Origin of the sequence: Microbispora sp. NPDC049125, assembly GCF_040802045.1 — a bacterium.
Classification (GTDB): domain Bacteria; phylum Actinomycetota; class Actinomycetes; order Streptosporangiales; family Streptosporangiaceae; genus Microbispora.
In genome coordinates this window covers 115,299-133,816 of the sequence record NZ_JBEZDW010000022.1, presented here as the reverse complement: position 1 = coordinate 133,816, position 18,518 = coordinate 115,299, and the positions used below count along the sequence as shown (strand labels likewise).

At 66.5% G+C, this 18,518-nt stretch carries 8 protein-coding genes; all 8 read left to right on the top strand.

Annotation, left to right across the window (positions count from 1 at the left end):
- Window positions 1–513 precede the first annotated feature (513 nt).
- The 8 genes from AB0B72_RS24620 to AB0B72_RS24585 all read left to right on the top strand — a co-directional run bounded on the left by AB0B72_RS24620 (window position 514) and on the right by AB0B72_RS24585 (window position 18,512).
- Complete coding sequence (locus AB0B72_RS24620; RefSeq protein ID WP_367741276.1) at window positions 514–663, top strand: hypothetical protein; 150 nt, start codon at window positions 514–516, stop codon at window positions 661–663.
- A gap of 1,347 nt (window positions 664–2,010) precedes the next feature.
- Entirely contained in the window at window positions 2,011–4,113 is a 2,103-nt protein-coding gene (locus AB0B72_RS24615) for a restriction endonuclease subunit M (protein WP_367741275.1), read from the top strand.
- Window positions 4,110–5,402, top strand: a complete 1,293-nt coding sequence (locus tag AB0B72_RS24610; RefSeq protein ID WP_367741274.1) for an AAA family ATPase — start codon at window positions 4,110–4,112, stop codon at window positions 5,400–5,402. Before AB0B72_RS24615 ends, AB0B72_RS24610 begins: the two co-directional genes overlap by 4 nt.
- Entirely contained in the window at window positions 5,399–6,034 is a 636-nt protein-coding gene (locus tag AB0B72_RS24605) for a hypothetical protein (RefSeq protein WP_367741273.1), read from the top strand. Before AB0B72_RS24610 ends, AB0B72_RS24605 begins: the two co-directional genes overlap by 4 nt.
- On the top strand, window positions 6,031–7,437 hold the full coding sequence (locus AB0B72_RS24600) for a hypothetical protein (protein ID WP_367741272.1): 1,407 nt from the start codon (window positions 6,031–6,033) through the stop codon (window positions 7,435–7,437). Before AB0B72_RS24605 ends, AB0B72_RS24600 begins: the two co-directional genes overlap by 4 nt.
- 2 nt (window positions 7,438–7,439) lie before the next feature.
- On the top strand, window positions 7,440–11,537 hold the full coding sequence (locus AB0B72_RS24595; protein WP_367741271.1) for a protein kinase: 4,098 nt from the start codon (window positions 7,440–7,442) through the stop codon (window positions 11,535–11,537).
- Window positions 11,537–13,123 (top strand): hypothetical protein, encoded by a 1,587-nt coding sequence (locus AB0B72_RS24590; protein WP_367741270.1) that lies wholly within the window; start codon window positions 11,537–11,539, stop codon window positions 13,121–13,123. The genes AB0B72_RS24595 and AB0B72_RS24590 overlap by 1 nt, the downstream gene beginning before the upstream one ends.
- A gap of 10 nt (window positions 13,124–13,133) precedes the next feature.
- Complete coding sequence (locus AB0B72_RS24585; RefSeq protein WP_367741269.1) at window positions 13,134–18,512, top strand: hypothetical protein; 5,379 nt, start codon at window positions 13,134–13,136, stop codon at window positions 18,510–18,512.
- Window positions 18,513–18,518: the final 6 nt, after the last annotated feature.

Below are 18,518 nucleotides of genomic sequence, written 5' to 3'. Positions count from 1 at the left end.
AAACCGCGACCTCGGCCGTGTCCCTGCAGCCGAGACCAGCAACGACCATCAGTAACAATCCGCAGCAACATCAACGCCAGGGGGTCAACTTTCAGACGACGATAGGGGGTCCGTTTTCAAGCGTCGTTGACAATCCTTCAACTCATCAATGGGACCCAGTTGAATCTGACTGAAGAACTGGCCGCACAAACGGCCGTGACCGAGATACTGACCAACACCGCGCACGCCAGCGTCATACTCGAGTCCGGCATGCCTCTTGCGGCCTCGTGGGCGGACGGACCCCCAAGAACCCGCGCCGTGTTCGCTCGAGCCCGCGAAGTCGGGAGTGATCCCTACGAGGTGACCCCAGACATAGTCCTTCCCCCCAAACCCCCAGTGCCTCTTGAGCTGAGAACGGCTCTCACCGCGGCAGAACAACGCGATGTCGTACCCGGCGCCCAATGCGGCGCCTACACCCGCAGAGGGCGATGCACCCGGAAGATCTTCGCCGGCATCGGGTCCGATCACTGCCACATGCACTTCACAGACGAGGAGGAGCGCCGCTGCGACCGACTCCAGACCGTACGTGAGCGCCTGCGGCAGGCCGAATACGAAGCACTCGCTGCCCAGCAAGCTCAGCTGGCCGAGACATGGCTTCACCGCTACAGCAACTGCGGGGAGTGACGCCGTGTGCGATACCTGAGACCGGGTTGCAGCGTGAGGCATCGCGGCCATCAGACCATTGATGGCCATGTTCTGATTCGACACCGTGAACTTGATGGAGTGATCCACCAAACCCCGTGAGAGGTTCGTGCCTCGCCCTGTGCGTCAGCAAGGGGACGTGCCCGGCGTGTCCCGCGGTTGACCCAATGGCCGCGCAACGTTGCTCACTCATGGCGGTGCCCCGGCTGCATGTTGTACAGAGGCATCACCGGGGCTTATGACCTCCAAAGCAGCACACGAGGACGGCAAACTGCCGCGACCGCAACACGGTGATCGTGCTCACCGCCGAGCACGGCGGGAGAATACCCCGCTCACGTCCGCGTGCAGTGACGGCGTAGTCGCCTTGTCCCTCGTGCCCCCGCTCTTGCCGACCAACTGACCTTCCGCGGCGGGGAAAACGTCCTTCGGCCGCCGAAGGCCTCGGTTCACCCTCCTGCACCACTTGTTCGCCTCGTGCTGGCGATGCGGCCGCGACTACGATAGCCTCTGCGCAGGAGGCAACTCCGATGAGCCTTAGGCCCCGCCCGAGCGCGGGGCCTTCGTGCATCTACAGCAGCGGTCACCCAGCAGTGCTGGTGATCGACACAATTCGCGATCCGGCATCAAAGGCCGCATCTGCGCGCCTCGCGCGTTCGTCTTCGGTCGGCACGGCCTACATCCGATGGTGCAGGAGCGCCAGCACGTCAGCGACCTGGATGAGCGGGCTGAGGAGTGCTGACCTGGTCACACTGACCGACAAGAAGGGTATGTCGGCGCTGGCGAGCCGGTTCGGGTGCCCTGCAAGGGGCGGAGCAAGCCGGTCGGGCAGAAGGTCGCCAACGCCGCTCACGCCAAGCTCCGCGGTCCCGGCGAACGCGCCAATGCGCAGTTGAAGACGTGGCGAATCCTGCGCAAGCTCCGCTGCTGCCCCAAACGTGCAGGTCACGATCACGCCAAATTAGAACCCGGCCTACAGGCCGACTCGCAGCCGGCCCGGTGACACTGTCAGTCGTGGCTACGTACAGAGCTGAGAAGCAGGATGAAATGCCCTCATTAGCGGTTCTCGTGTCGCCCCTCAACCCAGCAGGCCCGACCTCTGCACCGTACGCCACGCTCCTGACATCTTCGACCAGACCGTGAGGTTTGGGGTAGCTCTTCCGCGACATGTCGGAGGGCGCAGCTAACGTGACCTTGCCGCAGGCCGGCCGCGTTGCTGCTTCGGCCCTCCAGGGGACCGCAGGACCATAGGATTCGGCCTTGCGGGAAGATTGCCGCCAGCACAGGGCGGCATCATGGCATGTGTCAGAGCAAGGGCGAGGGCGACAGCAGATGGAGCGGGTCGGCTTGGACATCGATGTGCCTGACAAGATGGCAGCCGCAGAGGAGCCGTCGGCAGACACCACCCTCGACTCGCTGGCGGACGACGAGACCGTCGACTACATCACGGGCGACCGGATCAAGCTCAAGGGCAACGAGCCCGTACGGCAGCGCATCGCGCGAGCGCTGTTCCATGAGTACGGCATCTCGGTCGACGACATGGCCCGAGACTTCCCGATCCAGATCGATGTGCCGGGCCAGCGAAAGGCGACCAAGAAGGCCGACATCGCCATCTTCGAGCCCGGGACCAAGCACGAGTTGGCGAACCTCCGACGGATCGTAATCTGCAAGCCGGAGCCGAAGGCAGGCCGCACCGTCACCAAGATCCGCACCTATGCCCAGGCCGAGAAGGACCTGGAGGAGCTGAAGCTGCTGCTGGGCACCGAGAGCACGCCCCAGGTGCGGTACGGGATGTGGACCAACGGGTTGGACATCTTCTACCTCTACAAGGAGCCGAACCGCTTCGGCGCCAGGTTCGACGAGCTGGCCTACTGGCCCAAGGCCGATGAGGAACTCGGCAGCGCCACCGTCGCCTCGGTCGCCCGGCTGCGGCGCGGCGAAGCGGAGATGCTCAGGCTCGCGTTCCGCCGCTGCCACAACTACATCCACGGCAACGAGGGCATGCCCAAGGTCGATGCCTTCTGGCAGTTTCTCTACCTGCTGTTCGCCAAGATGTACGACGAGCGGGTGAGCCGGAGGAACCGCAGCGCGCCCCGGTTCCACGTGCTGCCCTCGGAGCCCTCGAGCGAGGATGGCCGCAAGGCCATCGACCAGCGAATCCGCGAGCTGTTCCAAGAGGTGAAGAAGGAGTATCCCGCGTTCACCTCCCGCGACGAGATCACGCTGTCCCCACGCGCGCTGGCATTCATCGTGGGCGAACTGGCGCCCTACGACATGTCCGGCACAGACATGGATGTTAAAGGTGTCGCCTATCAGGAGCTGGTTGGCGACAACCTTCGTGGCGACCGAGGACAGTACTTCACACCCAGCGGAGCGGTACAGCTGGCGGTCCAGATTCTCGACCCTCAACCCGGGGAGAAAGTCCTCGACCCGGCCTGCGGCACCGGCGGCTTCCTCCGGGAGACCCTCAGGCACGTGCTTAACAAGTGGCGAGCAGAGGAGAGCACTAGCGGCCTCCCTGACACCGAGGAGCAGCTGGCCGACCACCAGGCGCGCCTCGCCGCCTATGCCGCCGACTGCTTGTTCGGCGCTGACTTCGACAGCAATCTGGTCCGCGCCACGAAAATGAGCATCATGACGTTCACCGGGACTGAGGGAAACGTCTATCACATGGACTCACTCGCGTTCCCCGCCGGTCATCTTCCCGATGCACGGGAAGCCCTGAAGACGATTCCCGTGCCCGGCAGTGTGGATGTGCTCATGACCAACCCGCCCTTCGGCACCGACATCAAGATTGAAGATGAGCAGATCCTCGATCTTTATCGAGGTGGTGTGGCACAGTCCTGGTCTCGCGATCGGGGGACCGGCGAGCTCACCGCGAGCGAGAACAGGCTCAACGCCATGTCGCCCGAGCAGCTCTTCGTCCAGCGGGCCGTGCAGTGGGTGAAGCCGGGCGGCCGGATCGGCATCGTCCTCCCGAACGGCATCCTGTCCAACCCCGGCCCCGCGGACGAGGCGATCCGCCGCTGGATCCTCGACAACTGCTGGGTGCTGGCCAGCGTGGAACTGCCGGTCGAAACGTTCATCGTCGAAGCGAACGTCAACATCCTGACCACGCTGCTGTTCCTCAAAAAGAAGACCGACCAGGAGCGGATGGCCGCGCTGCGGGGCGCCCAGCAGGACTACCCGGTGTTCATGGCCGTGGCCGAGAAGGTCGGCTTCGACCGGCGAGGCAACCCCGTCTACCGGCGTCACCCTGACGGCGAGGTCATTCTGGAAGAGCAGGAGGAGCGGGAGCGCGTCCGGATCGGCGGCAAGGACGTCACCCGCACGCTCGTCCGCAAGCGGAAGGTCATCGACAACGACCTCCCCAAGATCGCTGAAGCCTACCGGCTGTTCCGCGAGAAGCATCCCGAGCCGGGAGTCGCCAGGTGATCACTAGAATCGAGGTGTACGGCTACCGCTGCTTCGCCAAGCTCAGCATCGGCCTAGACCGCTACCACGTGCTGGCCGGCACGAACGGGGCGGGCAAGACGACACTGCTCGACATCCCCACACTCCTAGGGGAGCTTCTCAGCGAGCGGCGGGCGTCCACCGCGTTCCTGGAGCGGCAGCGGCGCGACGTCCCCGCTCGGGCCACCACGATCACGGAGCTTCTCCACAAGGGCCAGGGGAACGCGTTCGCGTTCGCGATCGAGGCGCGGCTGCCCGATGACGTCGTCGAGACACTGGCCGAGACCTCGCGTGCCGAGTTCACCCAGCGGGTGCCCACGCACCTGCGCTACGAGCTGCGCTTGGGCGCCTATCCTCGGGAGCTGGCCGTCGCCGACGAACACCTCTTTCTCTTCTCCGACCGGGGCGATCGCCCCGCGGCCGGAGAGTTTCCGCAGGGCAATGCCACCAGCGGTACGGCGCTGTCCTCCACCGAATGGCAACCGGTGATCCTCCGGGAGGTCGGGGAGGCCACCAGGTTCCTGCACGAGACCACCACCCAGGGCAGCGACATCCCGCCGCTGCGAGTGCCTCCCGGCCAGCTCGCGCTCGGGGCCGTTCCCGCCGATCCGGCCATGTTCCCCGCCGCGCTCTGGTTCGCTTCGCTGCTCCGCGAGGGCGTGGTCTTCTTCTCCCCCGACTGGAACGCGCTGCGCCGCCCCGCGCCGCCCGGCGGGCCGAAGCGGCTGGAGCCCTCTGGCGTGAACGTCCCCTGGCTCGCCCTCGACCTCCAGGCATCCGACCCGGAGCGATTCGCCTCCTGGATCGACCACGTACGCACCGCCCTGCCCCAGGTCGAGCACATCGAGGTGATCGAGCGGGAAGAGGACCATCACGCCTACTTCGCGGTCGAGTACGCCGGAGGCTACCGGGTCACCTCCTCCGGTCTCTCCGAAGGCACACTGCGGATTCTCGCGCTCACGCTCCTGCCCTACCTGGACTCCGCCGCCCTGCCGACGTTGCTGGTCACAGAGGAGCCGGAGAACGGCATCCACCCGCGCGCGATCGAAACCGTGGTGCAGTCGCTCAGCTCGCTGTACGACTCGCAGGTGTGGGTGTCCACCCACTCCCCCATCGTGCTCGCGCACACCGACCTCCCCGATGTGCTGGCCGCCCGTCTGGACGGCTCCGGCGGTGTGAGCATCATTCGCGGCGACCGGCATCCCCAGCTGCGCGACTGGCAGGGCTCCCTCGACATCGGCACCCTCTTCGCAGCGGGAGTGCTTTCGTGACACAGCCTTCCCCCCGGCGCGACGTCATCTTCCTGGTCGCCGACGCGGCGATGGAACAGATGCTCCGCGGTTTCCTCGGCCGTCCGCAGTTCCATCGGAGCCTGCGGTGCGGCCCGTTCGCCTTCGACCCCGGCGCGGACGTCATCGTCGCGCCCACGAAGGACCCCGGCGTGTACGGCACCGCGCACCAGCTCCTCAGTCCGTACGAGCGGTCACACCGGCGAGCTGTCGTGATGTTGGACGCGGCCTGGGAGGGCAGCCCCGGCTCCATCGCGATCCAGGACCGTGTCGCCGATTCCGTGAGCAGGGCATGGGACGAGTTCGCCGTCGTCGTGATCGAGCCCGAACTTGAGGCCTGGGTCTGGCAGGACAATCCGCATGTCGCCAAGGCGCTCAAGTGTCCCGCCGATTTCCGGGAGATTCTCGCGAAGAGTGAGCACTGGCCGTTGGACGTGCCCAAGCCTCCCGATCCGAAGGCGGCCCTGGAGCACCTGCGGCGTAAGCACCGTGCCGACCGCTCCAACGCGGCCTTCCGCCGGCTCGCCGAGCAGATATCGGTACGGCACTGCCAAGACCTCGCCTTCAACCACCTCTGCCAGCAGCTGCGCGCCTGGTTCCCGGAGACCTCGTGAAACTCGTCGACCCCAACAACCCCGTCCGCGCCAGCTGGCTCGCTGAGCAAGGCTTCCGGCTGGACCCGGGACCGTACATCTCCGAGGCATACGCGGCCCGCATGTTCCTGAAGCGAGTAGCTAGGACCGACGCTCTGGAGGATGTGGCTGAGCGGATCTTCCACCCTGGGCGGGCTCTTCGCAGTTACATCACTAACCGGGAGCACGGCACGCCATTTTTGGGCAGTGCAGATATCTTCGAGTCGGATTTGTCCTTCCTTCCCTTGGTTACCAAAAGCTCGGTTCGTGACAAACCGAGTCTCCTACTTGAGCCCGGCTGGACCCTCATTACTCGCTCTGGAATGACAGCCGGGAGAGTCACATACGTACGCCCCCAAATGTCGGACTACGTATGCAGTGAACATGTCATACGGGTCGTTCCCGCGCCGGACGGGATCCCGGCAGGATATCTCTATACCTTCCTCGCGAGCCCGTTCGGCATTCCCATAATCAAGGGCGGAATCTACGGCACGAGCGTCAAGCACATCGAGCCCTCGCATATCATGGACCTGCCCGTGCCGCGGGTCGGCGACGAGATCGAGAGGCGAATCGACGCTCTCATCAGCGAAGCCATGGAACTGCGAGCCCGGTTCCAGACCGGAATCGTCGACGCCACCCAGGACCTGTTCAAGAGTGCGGGCCTCCCCGAACTCCTCGACCTCCACTGGCACGACCAACCCCGCGATCTCGACTTCAGCGTTTCCGGCATCGACTCGATCTCGCTAAGAGCGCTCAACTACTCACCGCGGGCGCGACGCCTCATAGAGCGGCTTCAGTCCGTCTCGAATATCCCCCTCGGCGAGATCTGTGCCGGGGGAAGTCTCCGTACAGGAGCACGGTTCAAGCGAACAGATGCCGGACCCGCTAATGGAGTCCGCCTGGTCGGGCAGCGTCAGGCGTTCTGGATGCGCCCGTCAGGTCGATGGATCAACCCGCGCCTCGCCCCCGCCGATATCCGGCCAGCCGACGAGACCATACTTGTCGCTGCGCACGGCACTCTCGGCGAGACCGAGGTATATGGACGATCGATTCTGATAACAGGCAAGTGGCTTGAATACGCTTTCAGCCAAGACTTCCTTAGGGTGCTTAGCGGGACTACGGATTTTCCAGGGGCGTACCTGTTCGCGTTCTTCCGCTCAGAGATGGCCTTCCGGGTCCTTCGCTCCATGAGCGTCGGCGGCAAACAGCAGGAGTATCATCCGGCTCTTCTCCGAGCCCTCCCCATTCCTACGTGCACACCCAGCGACCGAGAGCGGATCGCGGAGACGGTACGTGAGGCGTTCCGGTTGCGGGATGAAGCGGACGTGAAGGAGGATCAAGCTCTCGAACTCCTCAATGATGCGGTGAGAGAGGCGGCCCGGTAGCGATGGCGCGGATCCTCGGTGGCGGCCCCCCGGCCAACGAGTCGGAGATCACCGTCATCAGGGAACTCCGGGACAAAGCCCCGGACGACTGGTTGGTCCTGCACAACATCGAGATCCCGGTCCGGGGCGACAAGTACGAGATCGACCTGGCGGTGGTCACCGGGCATTCGATCTGCCTGATCGACGTGAAGGGCACCCGGGGCCGGATCCAGGTCGCGGGCCGTAAGTGGTATCCCGAGCGGCGCGAGCCGTACCACTCGCCGGTGGCGAAACTGCGCGGGCACGCCCGCACGCTGAAGGGTCAGCTGGAACGATCCCGTGCCACGCTCAGCGGGGTCTACGTGGACGCGCTGGTGGTGCTCACCGCGGATGACGCGGTCCTCGCCGATCCGAGCAACCGGCCGGACGCGGACGCGCACGACGTGACCACCCTGCCGCATCTGATCCACACGCTCAGCGACGTCTCCAGGGTGCGGACAGGGATGATCCGCGACATCCAGCCCTATCAGAACGCCATCGTCGAGGCGCTCAACGGGGTGGTTCGCCGCCCCACCGGGCCGCGGCGGTTCGGCAACTGGGCGGTCAAGGAGCGGCTCGGCGGCACCGAGGAGGTCGTCGAGTATCGCGCGGTCAACGCGACCACGCCGACGTCGGACACGGTACTGCTGCGGGTCTACCGAGCCGACCCGTTCCAGGAGGAAGCGCAGCGAGCCGCGGAGAAGGTCGCCATCGCCAACGCCTACGAGGTACTGGCGAAGATGCCGTCGCATGAGTGCATCGTCGGCCGTCGCGACTTCTTCCCCGTCGAGGACGAGAGCCGATTCGTACTGGTCCTCGACGACGTCCTCGGACGTTCGCTGCACCTGTGCCTGGACGACCGGAGAGAGCCGCTGTCGGCCGACACCAAGCTGCGGGTGATCACTGACATCCTGCGCGGCCTCGCCCACGCGCACCGCTATCGGGTGCTGCATCGGGCGCTGTCCCCTGCCACGGTGATGGTGACCGGGGGTGGACGCGCGTTGCTGACCGGGTTCGACTACGCGCGTCCCGAGGACCCGCGCGGCCACACCGTGCTGGACCGGCTGGCCGAGGCGCTCGACCCGGCGTACGTGGCACCGGAGTGCCAGTCGCGGGCACAGATGATGAGCCGGGCCTCGGACGTGTACGCGGCGGGAGTGATCGCTTTCCGGCTGCTCACCGGGGAACTGCCGTTCGCCACGAGCGCGGAGCAGTTCAGCCGGGGAAGCGTGCTGCCAGCCCAGTCGATGACCGACGCGGGGGTTCCGCCGGAGCTGGCCGAACTGCTGCAGCGGCTCTGCGCGCTCAAACCCTCGGACCGGCCGACCGCGGTCGAGGCGCTGGAGCGGTTACGCCGGGCGCTGGGTGGCGGCGCTGGAGGAGGCCGGGGCAAGGTGCCCGGCCGGCGTACCGGTGGTGGAAGCGGCGACGGACCGGACTGCAAGAACCTGCCGGACGGCTACCAGCTCACCCGTAAGTACACGATCCGCCGCAAGCTCGGTTCCGGCTCCTTCAGCGTCGTCTACCAGGTCTACGACAACCTGGCCGGGGCGGATCGGGTGCTGAAGATCGTGATGCGAGATCGGGAATCCGTCGTGGACCGGCTACGCCACGAGTATCAGATCCTGCTCGGCCTCGGACCTCATCCTCACGTGGTCGCCGCCCGGGACGCCGATTACCTGGCCGGCAGTGAATACGCCTATCTCGTCTTCGACTATGTCGAGGGGCAGGACGTCGGCGAGCTGACCAAGGGTCGTCCTCTCGGCCCGTCGGACGTGGTCAAGCTCGGCATCGACGTCGCCGACGGTCTGATCCACCTGCACGAGCACGGTGTCTATCACTGCGACATCAAGCCGAGCAATCTGCTGCGGACCGATCAGGGCTGCATGATCATCGATTTCAATGTGGCGGCTCCCGTCGATTCCAGCATGTCGAAGGCCGGAGGCACGGCCCGCTACGCTCCGCCGGACACCGCACCAGGCCCACCCACCCCGGCGGATCTGGCAGACCGGGACGTGTACGGCTTGGGGCTGACGCTGTATCAGCTGCTGGTGGGGTCGTGGCCGTTCTCGTCTGTCCAGCCCGCCCTCGGCGAGCCTCCGGCCGACCCGCGCGGCATGTCCAGCCTGCCGGACTTCTCCGACGCCCTGGTGGAGACGGTGCTGAAGGCCATCGCTCCACTACGGGGGGACCGGTTCGGCAGCGCCGCGGAGTTCCTGAAGGCGCTGCGCGCGATCGGCCCGGTGTACCGGCCCAGGCACCCCGAGCCCGAGCCCGAGCCCCTGTCTCAACCGGCATTCAACGGGGTGAACCCGTTCGTGGCTCACCTGAGGACCCTCTTCAGCCAGAGCACCAGCAGCAACGCAGGCACCCGCGGCCACGACCCGTTCAAGCTCTACGTGCACACCGCGCTGGACAAGCAGCTGATCCGGCCCGTTCTCGCGGGCGCGTACCAGTTGGTGGTGATCACCGGTAATGCCGGAGACGGCAAGACAGCGTTCCTGGAGGAGCTTACGGTTCAGGCCGGTAAGAAGAACGGCGGTGTGCCGGAGGGCTCCCGTCTCAACGGCGCGGACATCCGCCTTCGCGACGGCCGCCTGCTGCGCACCAACCACGACGGCAGCCAGGACGAGGGTGACATCGCCAACGACCAGGTCCTCCTAGACTTCTTCGCCCCCTTCGCCGGTGCCGCTCCCGCCGTGGACAGCGGGGAGACCAGGCTCATCGCCATCAACGAGGGGCGGCTGGTCGACTTCCTCTCCGCGCACGGGGAACGCTTCGGATGGCTGGCGGAAGCCGTACGGGAGGGGCTTCGCGGCGGGAAGGCCGCCGAGGGCGTCGCGGTCGTCAACCTCAACCGGCGCAGCGTCGTCGCCGACGAGAACGACCAGGACCGATCGATCTTCGACCGGGTGCTGATCCGGATGACCGATCCCCATTTTTGGGCCGCCTGCGATTCATGTGAGCTGGCGAAGACCTGCTACGCCCCGCACAACGCCCGCACCCTCGCCCACCCCGACGCGGGCCCAAAGGTCTCAAGGAGGCTCAAGGAGCTCTACACGCTCACCCACCTGCGCGGCAAACTGCACATCACCCTGCGCGACCTGCGCTCCGCGCTGGCCTACATGCTCACCTCGGGCCGAGGCTGTGACGAGATCCACGAGCTGTACCGGGGTGACAACGCCGAGGCCATCTTGTCGAGTTTCTATTTCAACAGCTGGGCGGGGACCCCGGACAGCAGGGATCGCCTGCTGCGGCAGCTGCGAGAGGTGGACGTCGCGACCGTGCCCGACCCGGCGCTGGACCGCCAGATCGACTACCTCGGCCCGGACGCCGGGCAGGCGGTGATGACCATCGACGAGGCCGAGCGCGGTACCTACGACGTGCGGCTGCTGCGGAAGCTCTTTGAGCGGCTTCCTCGGGGCTCGGCACCGACCGCCGCGCAGGTGCGCAGCCATCAGCGGTACCTGGCCTCGGCCAGGCGGCGGTTCTTCTTCGAATGCGTCGATGACAGACGCGCCCGGCGACTGCTGCCGTACCGGTCGGCGGAATCGTTCCTCGCGCTGCTCGACCGTCCGGAGTCGGCCGCTGATCATCTGGAGGCCGTCATCGAGGCGATCAACCGCGGGGAGGGACTGCCGGACCCCGGCAGGCTCGGCGATGTGCTCGCGCTCCAGGTACGACACGTGCCCGGGGGGACCATCCGCAGCTACCGGCTCCTCGACGCGGGCAAGCTCTCCCTGTCGGTGGCCGCCACCGCCGGGTCGCCGTACGTGGAGGGGCAGCCGGACGGGCTCGTCCTGACTTACCACGGCGCCGCCGGGCATGCGGCCCGCCTGGACATCCGGCTGGATCTGTATGAGCTGTTACACCGGCTGCGGGGCGGCTACCTTCCCGGCATCGCCGACCAGCAGGGCCTCTATCTCGGCCTGACGATCTTCAAGAACGAGCTGGCCGCGGCTCCGTACCAGGAGGTCCTCCTCGCCGCCGGCGGCCGTGAGCTCCACCGCATCAGCCGTGAGCCCGACGGCCGCCTGGTCATGCGGCCGGTGCCCGGGTCGTTCGCCGAGGGAGACCTGTGATGGCTCTGAACCGGAGCGACAAGGAGTTCCGCTACCCGGGGGTGAGCTATCTGGACTACAAGCAGGTGGAGATGGACCGGGTGCTGACCGGCTTCCTGCCGCGCCTGTGGTGGGGAGGGTCGCCGAGCCGGCTGGTGCGAACCGGCGATCTGACCGTGGACGACTTCACCGCGACCATGCGGGGGCACGCGGAGCTGTTCTCCGGGTTCGACGAGGATGTCACCCGTCGCTGGACCGAGACCCACCTGCTCGACATCGTCAACCGGGGCAAGCCGAACCAGGCGGTTGCGGGGCTGCGGCCGTTGCACGGTTTCACCTACCGGTTCCGCAACGCGCGCCGTTCGCGGCCGTACGGCGCCGATGAGCAGCTCTATGTGATGATTCAGCACGCCTCCGAGGGCAGGGGCCAGCAGACGCTCCAGTTCCTCAAAGACTTCTTCTTCGCTGGAGTCGACCCGAACACGGAGACGCCGCTGGCTGGAACGCAGATCGACGTGGAGACCCAGGCACTGATCAACCTGTCAGAGGCGGTCCGGCGGGACATCACCGACCTGCGGGCACAGGAGAAGGAACGCAGGTCATATCCGCCGCTGTACCAGCGAGCCTCCGACCTGCTGGTGGAGGACATCATCGACCTGCTCTTCCACAAGGACCTGATCCCGAGGTCGGTCATGGTGGAGTATCTGAAGGTCCTGTTCGCCTTCCACCTGGCGCTCTACCATCTCCAGATCATGAAGCTGCTTCCCGCCCTGGTCCGCGGCGAGCGTCCCGGTCCGGACGGCGGCTTCTTCCTCGACGTGGGCGGCGTACCGGGTACGGCCGCTGCCGGGCTGGCCGAGCGGAGCGCAGCCGTATGGTACGACCGGATTCCCGACTTCGTCCGCGCGACCTTCGTCGTGAAGAAGCTCGACGACTTCGCACAGAACCTTGTCCGCTTCAACAAGCTGGGCAAGTCCGCCGGTGGAACCTTCACCATCGACGATCTGGTGGCGTTGCTCGGCTCGCCGTACCGGGAGGAGCGGGCGCAGTTCGCCGGGGCCCGGCTCAACCGCATCGTGGACAATTCGCGAACTCCGGACCAGGAGCTGGATTCCTCGATCGCTCAGCTCCTCGACCTCGGCCTGGACCCGTTCACCACGTACATCGAGGTGATCACGGCGTTCCGGGTCGGTTTCCATCACAAGTACATCAGGGAGTGCCTGGACTCGCTGCTGTTGAAAAACCGTCCCGGCGCGATGGTGGCCCAGCCGCGACGCGGTGAACGGCGGTTCGTCCTGGACGGCCGCCTGCTGGAGGTACTGCTGCAGATCACGCTCCTGCGGCAGGGGGGCGTGCAGGGCCTGCACACCGAGTCACTGCGGGTCGATCAGTTTCTGGCCATCGTGCGCAAGCGGTACGGGCTGCACATCGACCGGCTTCCTTCGGGGGACGACGGGTTCGACCGGCAGAGCATCGCCGACCAGCGTGCCCTCAAGGAGAATGCGCTGGCCTTCCGGGCACGGCTGCGCGAGATCGGCTTCTTCTCCGATCTGTCGGACGCGTACCTCACCCAGACCATCACCCCGCGCTACCGCGTGACGGGCTGAGGGGACCATCATGAGCACAGGACTACGTGAGCTGCTCGACTCCGAACTCGATGAGGCGCTGGAGCGGGTGCTCGCGCCACGCCTGTCGACGCTCCTGCAGAGTCGTGCGCCGGGACACTGCGCCCGGATCACCGAGCTGGACGTGCCGCTGGCCGTACGGCTGTCCCGCCGGATTCGCACCTCGGTGAGCAACGATGCCCAGGTACATGTGCTGGGCGAGCCGCCGACCGTCCCTTCCGAGGTCGCGGTCAGCAGTACCAAGCTCATCGAACTGCGCAACCCCGCCGGTGGCCGGCAACGCCCGCCGCTGCTGGTCTTCGTTCCTCCGGGAACACAGGCCAGCGCCGAGGATTCCTTCGACGTCGCCACCTTCGAGGAGATCGATCTGGGCGATGTCTACCGCGATCTGGCCGAACGCCTCCTCGCCGAACTCCCCGAAGAGCTCCGGCGCGGCGTGGAGACCCTCTTCGACGCGCTCGACGAAACGCCCTGGCCGTATGACGACACGCTCGCGCGGGCCCGGTACCTGCTGACCGTCCAGCTCAACGACGCCGATCCGCTGGCGGCCGGCGCGGCTGTCTTCGAGCTCGGCCTGGTCCCGGATTTCGATCTGTTCGCCGACCCCGCGCAGATCCGCACCAGGACCACACGCAACCTGCGACAGATGCAGACGCTGACCCGGGCCGACCGGCCCGCCCGGCAGCGGGTCATCGGGCTTGGCCTGACCGAGCCCGCCTTCCGCGCACGGCTGGCCGAGTTCTTGGCGCAGACCGGTGTGGCGAATCCACGGACGTGGACCCGGAGGATCGTGGTCGACCGAGTCAACTGGAACCTGGCCTTCCAGCGCTGGCCGCTCCGGGAGGATGAGGAGGTCGAGAAGGTCGTCATCACGGTCGATGAACTCGACCTGCCTCGAGCGGATGACCAGCATGCGAGCGATCCCGTGCTGGGAAACTACATCGGTCAGCGGTACCTGCGAGCGGGAAACTCCGGTCCCGCTCAGCTTGAGGTCACGTTCGGCGTGGATCCCGATCCGCGCCGAGTCGCGGGCCTGACGAAGTTCGCCGTTCAATTGGTGTCCGAGGAATCCGGACCTACGGGTGTCACCACGCTCGTCTCGCTCGGTCGTACCTTCAAAACGGCCTTCAAGGCCAAGCTCAAGAAGCTGCGCACGGCAGATCTGGAGCAAGGATGGCACTACATCCGGGTGCTGCCTCAGGATGAGGACGGCATCCCGCTGCCGGTGGGGCAGTCCTCCGGGGCAGGCCGCTACCTCAACGAGAGCGACCGCTTCTACGTCGTCACAGGGGACGATGTGGAAGAACCCGAATCGCAGCCGCGAACCGTCAAGGACGTGGGCATCACCCACGCATGGCGCCGGCTGGAGTTCGCCGCGCTGGAAGGGGGCCGGGACTGGCAGAAGGTGCGCTGCCAGTCGATCACCTGGAAGAGCGCGCACGGGCCCGGCCGTCACACCCTGCAGGGATCGTTTGGCGCACACGGACAGGTTGAGATCCCGCTCGCGGCCACGCTGGCCGAGCTGGAGCTGTTGATCCTCGCCGACCCGGCGCGGCCTCCCGGTTGGCGCCTGCCGGTCCGGGCCGACCAGGCGGGCAAGGTCTCGCATGACGAGGGCACCTGGCCGCGCGCTGCCGGGGAGGCGCTGGAGGTATTCCTCGACGCCCGGCGGGCGGTGTTCGACACGCTCGGCGGAATGGTCGTCGAGGGGTGCGATCTAACGAGCATGCGCGAGATCGTCCAGCGGTATGCCGAAGCATACGGCGAGCTGCTGAACCGGCAGCTCTACCGGGCGGAACGCGCCGAAACCGGCGGCGCGGCCGAGTCGGTGCGCGAGCTCGCGCAGCTACTGCAGGTGGATTCCATCGTGGTGGACCACACCGATCCGCAAGGGGTGCGCAGCGAGCTGACGCTCATTGCACCGACGCATCCGCTACGCCTGCTCTGGCTGGTCACGTGGGCGGAGCTGGGCCGTCACTGGCTGAGCGCGGCGGCTTCGAGCGACACCGATGCGATCGCCACTGCTGGGCGGGCGCTGGCGGCCATGACGCCGCTCGGGTTCCCCCTCGTGGTGCCGCGCGCCGGTGGCATGCTGGCACTCGCCGCAGGCGACCTCACCCCTTATTGGGGTGTCTGTCTGCCCACCGACACCGAGGATCCGCAGGCCCTGCTGTCGGCCCTGACAGCTGCGCTGCGCCTGCCCGAGCGTTGGACCGGCGCCCAGGCGATGTCGGGTAAGCGGCTCGCCGACCGGATCGAACAGTATCTTCGGCTGCATCCGTACGTCAGCACCCTGGTCATCAGCGCGGTCAATGCGGGCCGGGCCGAGCATCTGACCGACATGCTCATCGAACTGCAACGGCGCAAGGGTCTCCAGGCGATCACCTACGACCTTCGTCTCTTCACCGCCGAGCCCGAACTGCCCGGCAACGGTGACGCGCTGGCCCAGCTGCTGCGCGGCGAATGGGGATCCACGGCGGACGCCGAGGTCTTCCACACCCTCACCGCGCCGGGGAGTCCACCCAAGCTGGCGGTGGCCGTACGCCCTCTTGACGAGTTCCGGTCTGCCGGGAGCGAGCACTCCGCGCACGTGACCCTGCTCTTCGACGCTTTCAGCGGAGAACGGTTCGACGCGGTGGCAGCCGGCAGCGAGGGTCTCGCGCCGGTGCACGGACTCCAGCAGGACGTGATCGTCCTGTATGACCAGGACGAGGATCCCATCGCCTGGCACAAGCAGCCTCGGCACGGCAAGGCACACGCCGTGCCCGGCGCGGCGGAGCTCTCCGATCTGCTGGCCTCCCTTCCGGAGACCGTCTCCGCCGCGGCCTCAGCAGTCGCCACGGGGCAGGCCGGGACCCGGCTGGTGCCGAGGATCACTCTTAGCCTCGACGTCGCCGACAGCACGCTCCTGCACCAGGCACACCGCTCCAGCGACTGGGTCATCACCGTGGACCGGACGCTGGGGGTGGAGTACTTCGACAACCCGGCCAGTGCCCGCCATCCGGACTACCTCATCGACATCGACACGGGCGACGCCGAAGGTCTGGGGCACCATCTGGTCATCAGCTCGCGGTCGGTGGAGGAGTTGCGTTCCCTGCTCGGCCCGGTGCTCGCCCAGCACCGGTTCGAGGTGGACGGTCACCATACGGCCACCTTCTTCGACCAGTTGCGACTGCTCTCCGGGCGGCTGGCGTTCAAGCTCGCCTCCTCTGCCCCGACGCAGCGCACAGAAGTACTCGGTCTGGCTCTGGCCCGGCTCTATCTGGACTACCAGGGCGTGCTGGCCGACCAGATCCTGGTCCCGCTCGACGCTCATCTGGAGCTCTACCGCGAGGCACGGCGACGCGCGGACGAGGTCGGCGAGACGGTCGGGCTGCAGCGTACCGATCTGGCACTGTTCAGCCTCGATGCCCTGCGCCGTACCATCACCTGCCGGCTCGTCGAGGTCAAGTGCTACAGCTCGCTCAGCGACTACGAGAAGCTGAAGGACAAGATCACTATTCAGCTCAGGCGGAGTGAGACGGTTCTGGCCGAGCGTTTCGATCCGCATCGCGCGCAGCCCGACCGCCCCGACCGGGTCCTGCTCAACGCCGAACTCGTCGCCCTGCTCCGCCCCTATCTCAGCCGAGCCGAGCGCTATCGCACCATACGCCCCGAGGCTGCCGCGGAGGCCCGGTGGCTGCTGAACCGCCTAGACCGCGGCTACCGGCTGGAGTTCACCCGGGCCGGACTCGTCTTCGACCTCGCGGGCAGCGGGACGGGGACCGATGTCGAAGCCGGAATCCAGTTCCACCGGATCGGACGGGATCTCGCAGAGGAGCTCATCGGCGCCATACCGAGCGACGTCGCGCTTCCCTCCGACCGGTCGGCTGCCGAACTCACCTCCGAGACGCTCAGTCAGCTCCACCTCACCACGCTGCCACGCCTCACCGGGGCCACCTTCCGTGCTCCGGCGCGGTCGCATGAGATACCGCAGGAGGGGTTCCTTTCGGAGCCGGACGACGTCGACGAGGATGTCGAGGTATTCGATGAGGCGACGCCTCAGGGCACCGAGCCGGAGGGGTTCGAGCCTGAGGGTGAGGCCCCGAGGTCTGACGAGCCCGCCTCCGAGGCGACTCCAGCCCTGGTTGTGACGGAGCCCCCTGCCGACCCAGGCAAGGAGAAGGCGCTGATGCCGCCGCCGGACGTCTACCTCGGGTCCACCAAGACATCGCCTCAATATGGGATTCTCGGAGAGGTCGCGGGCCGGCGGCTCGCCTTGGATCTCAACGAGACTCACACGATCAGTCTTTTCGGTGTTCAGGGAGGCGGGAAGAGCTACACTCTGGGTTCGATCATCGAGGCGGCCTCACTGCCCGCTCCCCCGGTCAATGAGTTGCCGCAACCACTTGCGACGATCGTCTTCCACTACAGCCCGACCCTGGACTATGCCCCGGAGTTCACCAGCATGGTGTCTCCGAACGACGACGCCGAACAGGTGCGGCTACTTCGAGAACGGTACGGCGCTGAACCCGCCGCCCTGTCCGACGTCGTGATGCTGGTTCCGGAAGACCAGCTGGATCAGCGGCGGGCGGAGTACCCCGGCATCCAGGTGCTGCCGCTTAAATTCGGTTCGAGCGAGCTGCGCGCCGAGCACTGGCGCTTCCTCATGGGCGCCATCGGCAACCAGTCCACCTATATCCGCCAGCTCCAGCGGATCATGAAGTCCCATCGCAATGATCTGCGGCTCGACGTCATCAGACAGGGAGTAGAAGAGTCGGGGCTCTCCGACAACCTCAAGCAGCTCGCCCAGCAACGACTTGATCTGGCCTCCGACTACATCGACGACGACTTCAAGGTGAAGCCCCTCGTCCAGCCCGGCCGGATGATCATCGTTGATCTGCGCGACGAGTTCATCGAGAAGGACGACGCGCTGGGCCTGTTCGTCGTACTCATGCAGCTCTTCGCCGAAGCCCAGCACAGCGGCGGCCGTTTCAACAAACTGGTCGTCTTCGACGAGGCTCACAAGTACATCGACAGCCCTGACCTGGTCGCTGGGCTCGTGGAGAGCGTCAGGGAGATGCGCCACAAGGGCATGAGCGTGCTGGTGGCCAGCCAGGACCCCCCTTCGGTACCGATCTCGCTCATCGAACTGTCCGATCACGTGATCCTGCACAAGTTCACCTCGCCCGCGTGGCTGAAGCATCTGCAGAAGGCCAATGCTTCACTGGCCGACCTCACGCCGGCGAAGATGGCCGCTCTCACTCCCGGAGAGGCGTACGTGTGGGCGGGTAAGGCCACCGATCCCGCGTTCACGAAGAGCGCGGTCAAGGTTCGACTTCGTCCCCGTGTCACACGCCATGGCGGCGGAACAAGGACAGCGGTGAGCTAATCAGGA

Bases quoted from the DNA above. Each gene is read 5' to 3' on its own strand.
- AB0B72_RS24590 (WP_367741270.1), top strand. From the start codon at position 11,537: ATGGCTCTGAACCGGAGCGACAAGGAGTTCCGCTACCCGGGGGTGAGC.
- AB0B72_RS24615 (WP_367741275.1), top strand. From the start codon at position 2,011: ATGGAGCGGGTCGGCTTGGACATCGATGTGCCTGACAAGATGGCAGCC.
- AB0B72_RS24585 (WP_367741269.1), top strand. From the start codon at position 13,134: ATGAGCACAGGACTACGTGAGCTGCTCGACTCCGAACTCGATGAGGCG.
- AB0B72_RS24595 (WP_367741271.1), top strand. From the start codon at position 7,440: ATGGCGCGGATCCTCGGTGGCGGCCCCCCGGCCAACGAGTCGGAGATC.
- AB0B72_RS24620 (WP_367741276.1), top strand. From the start codon at position 514: ATGCACTTCACAGACGAGGAGGAGCGCCGCTGCGACCGACTCCAGACC.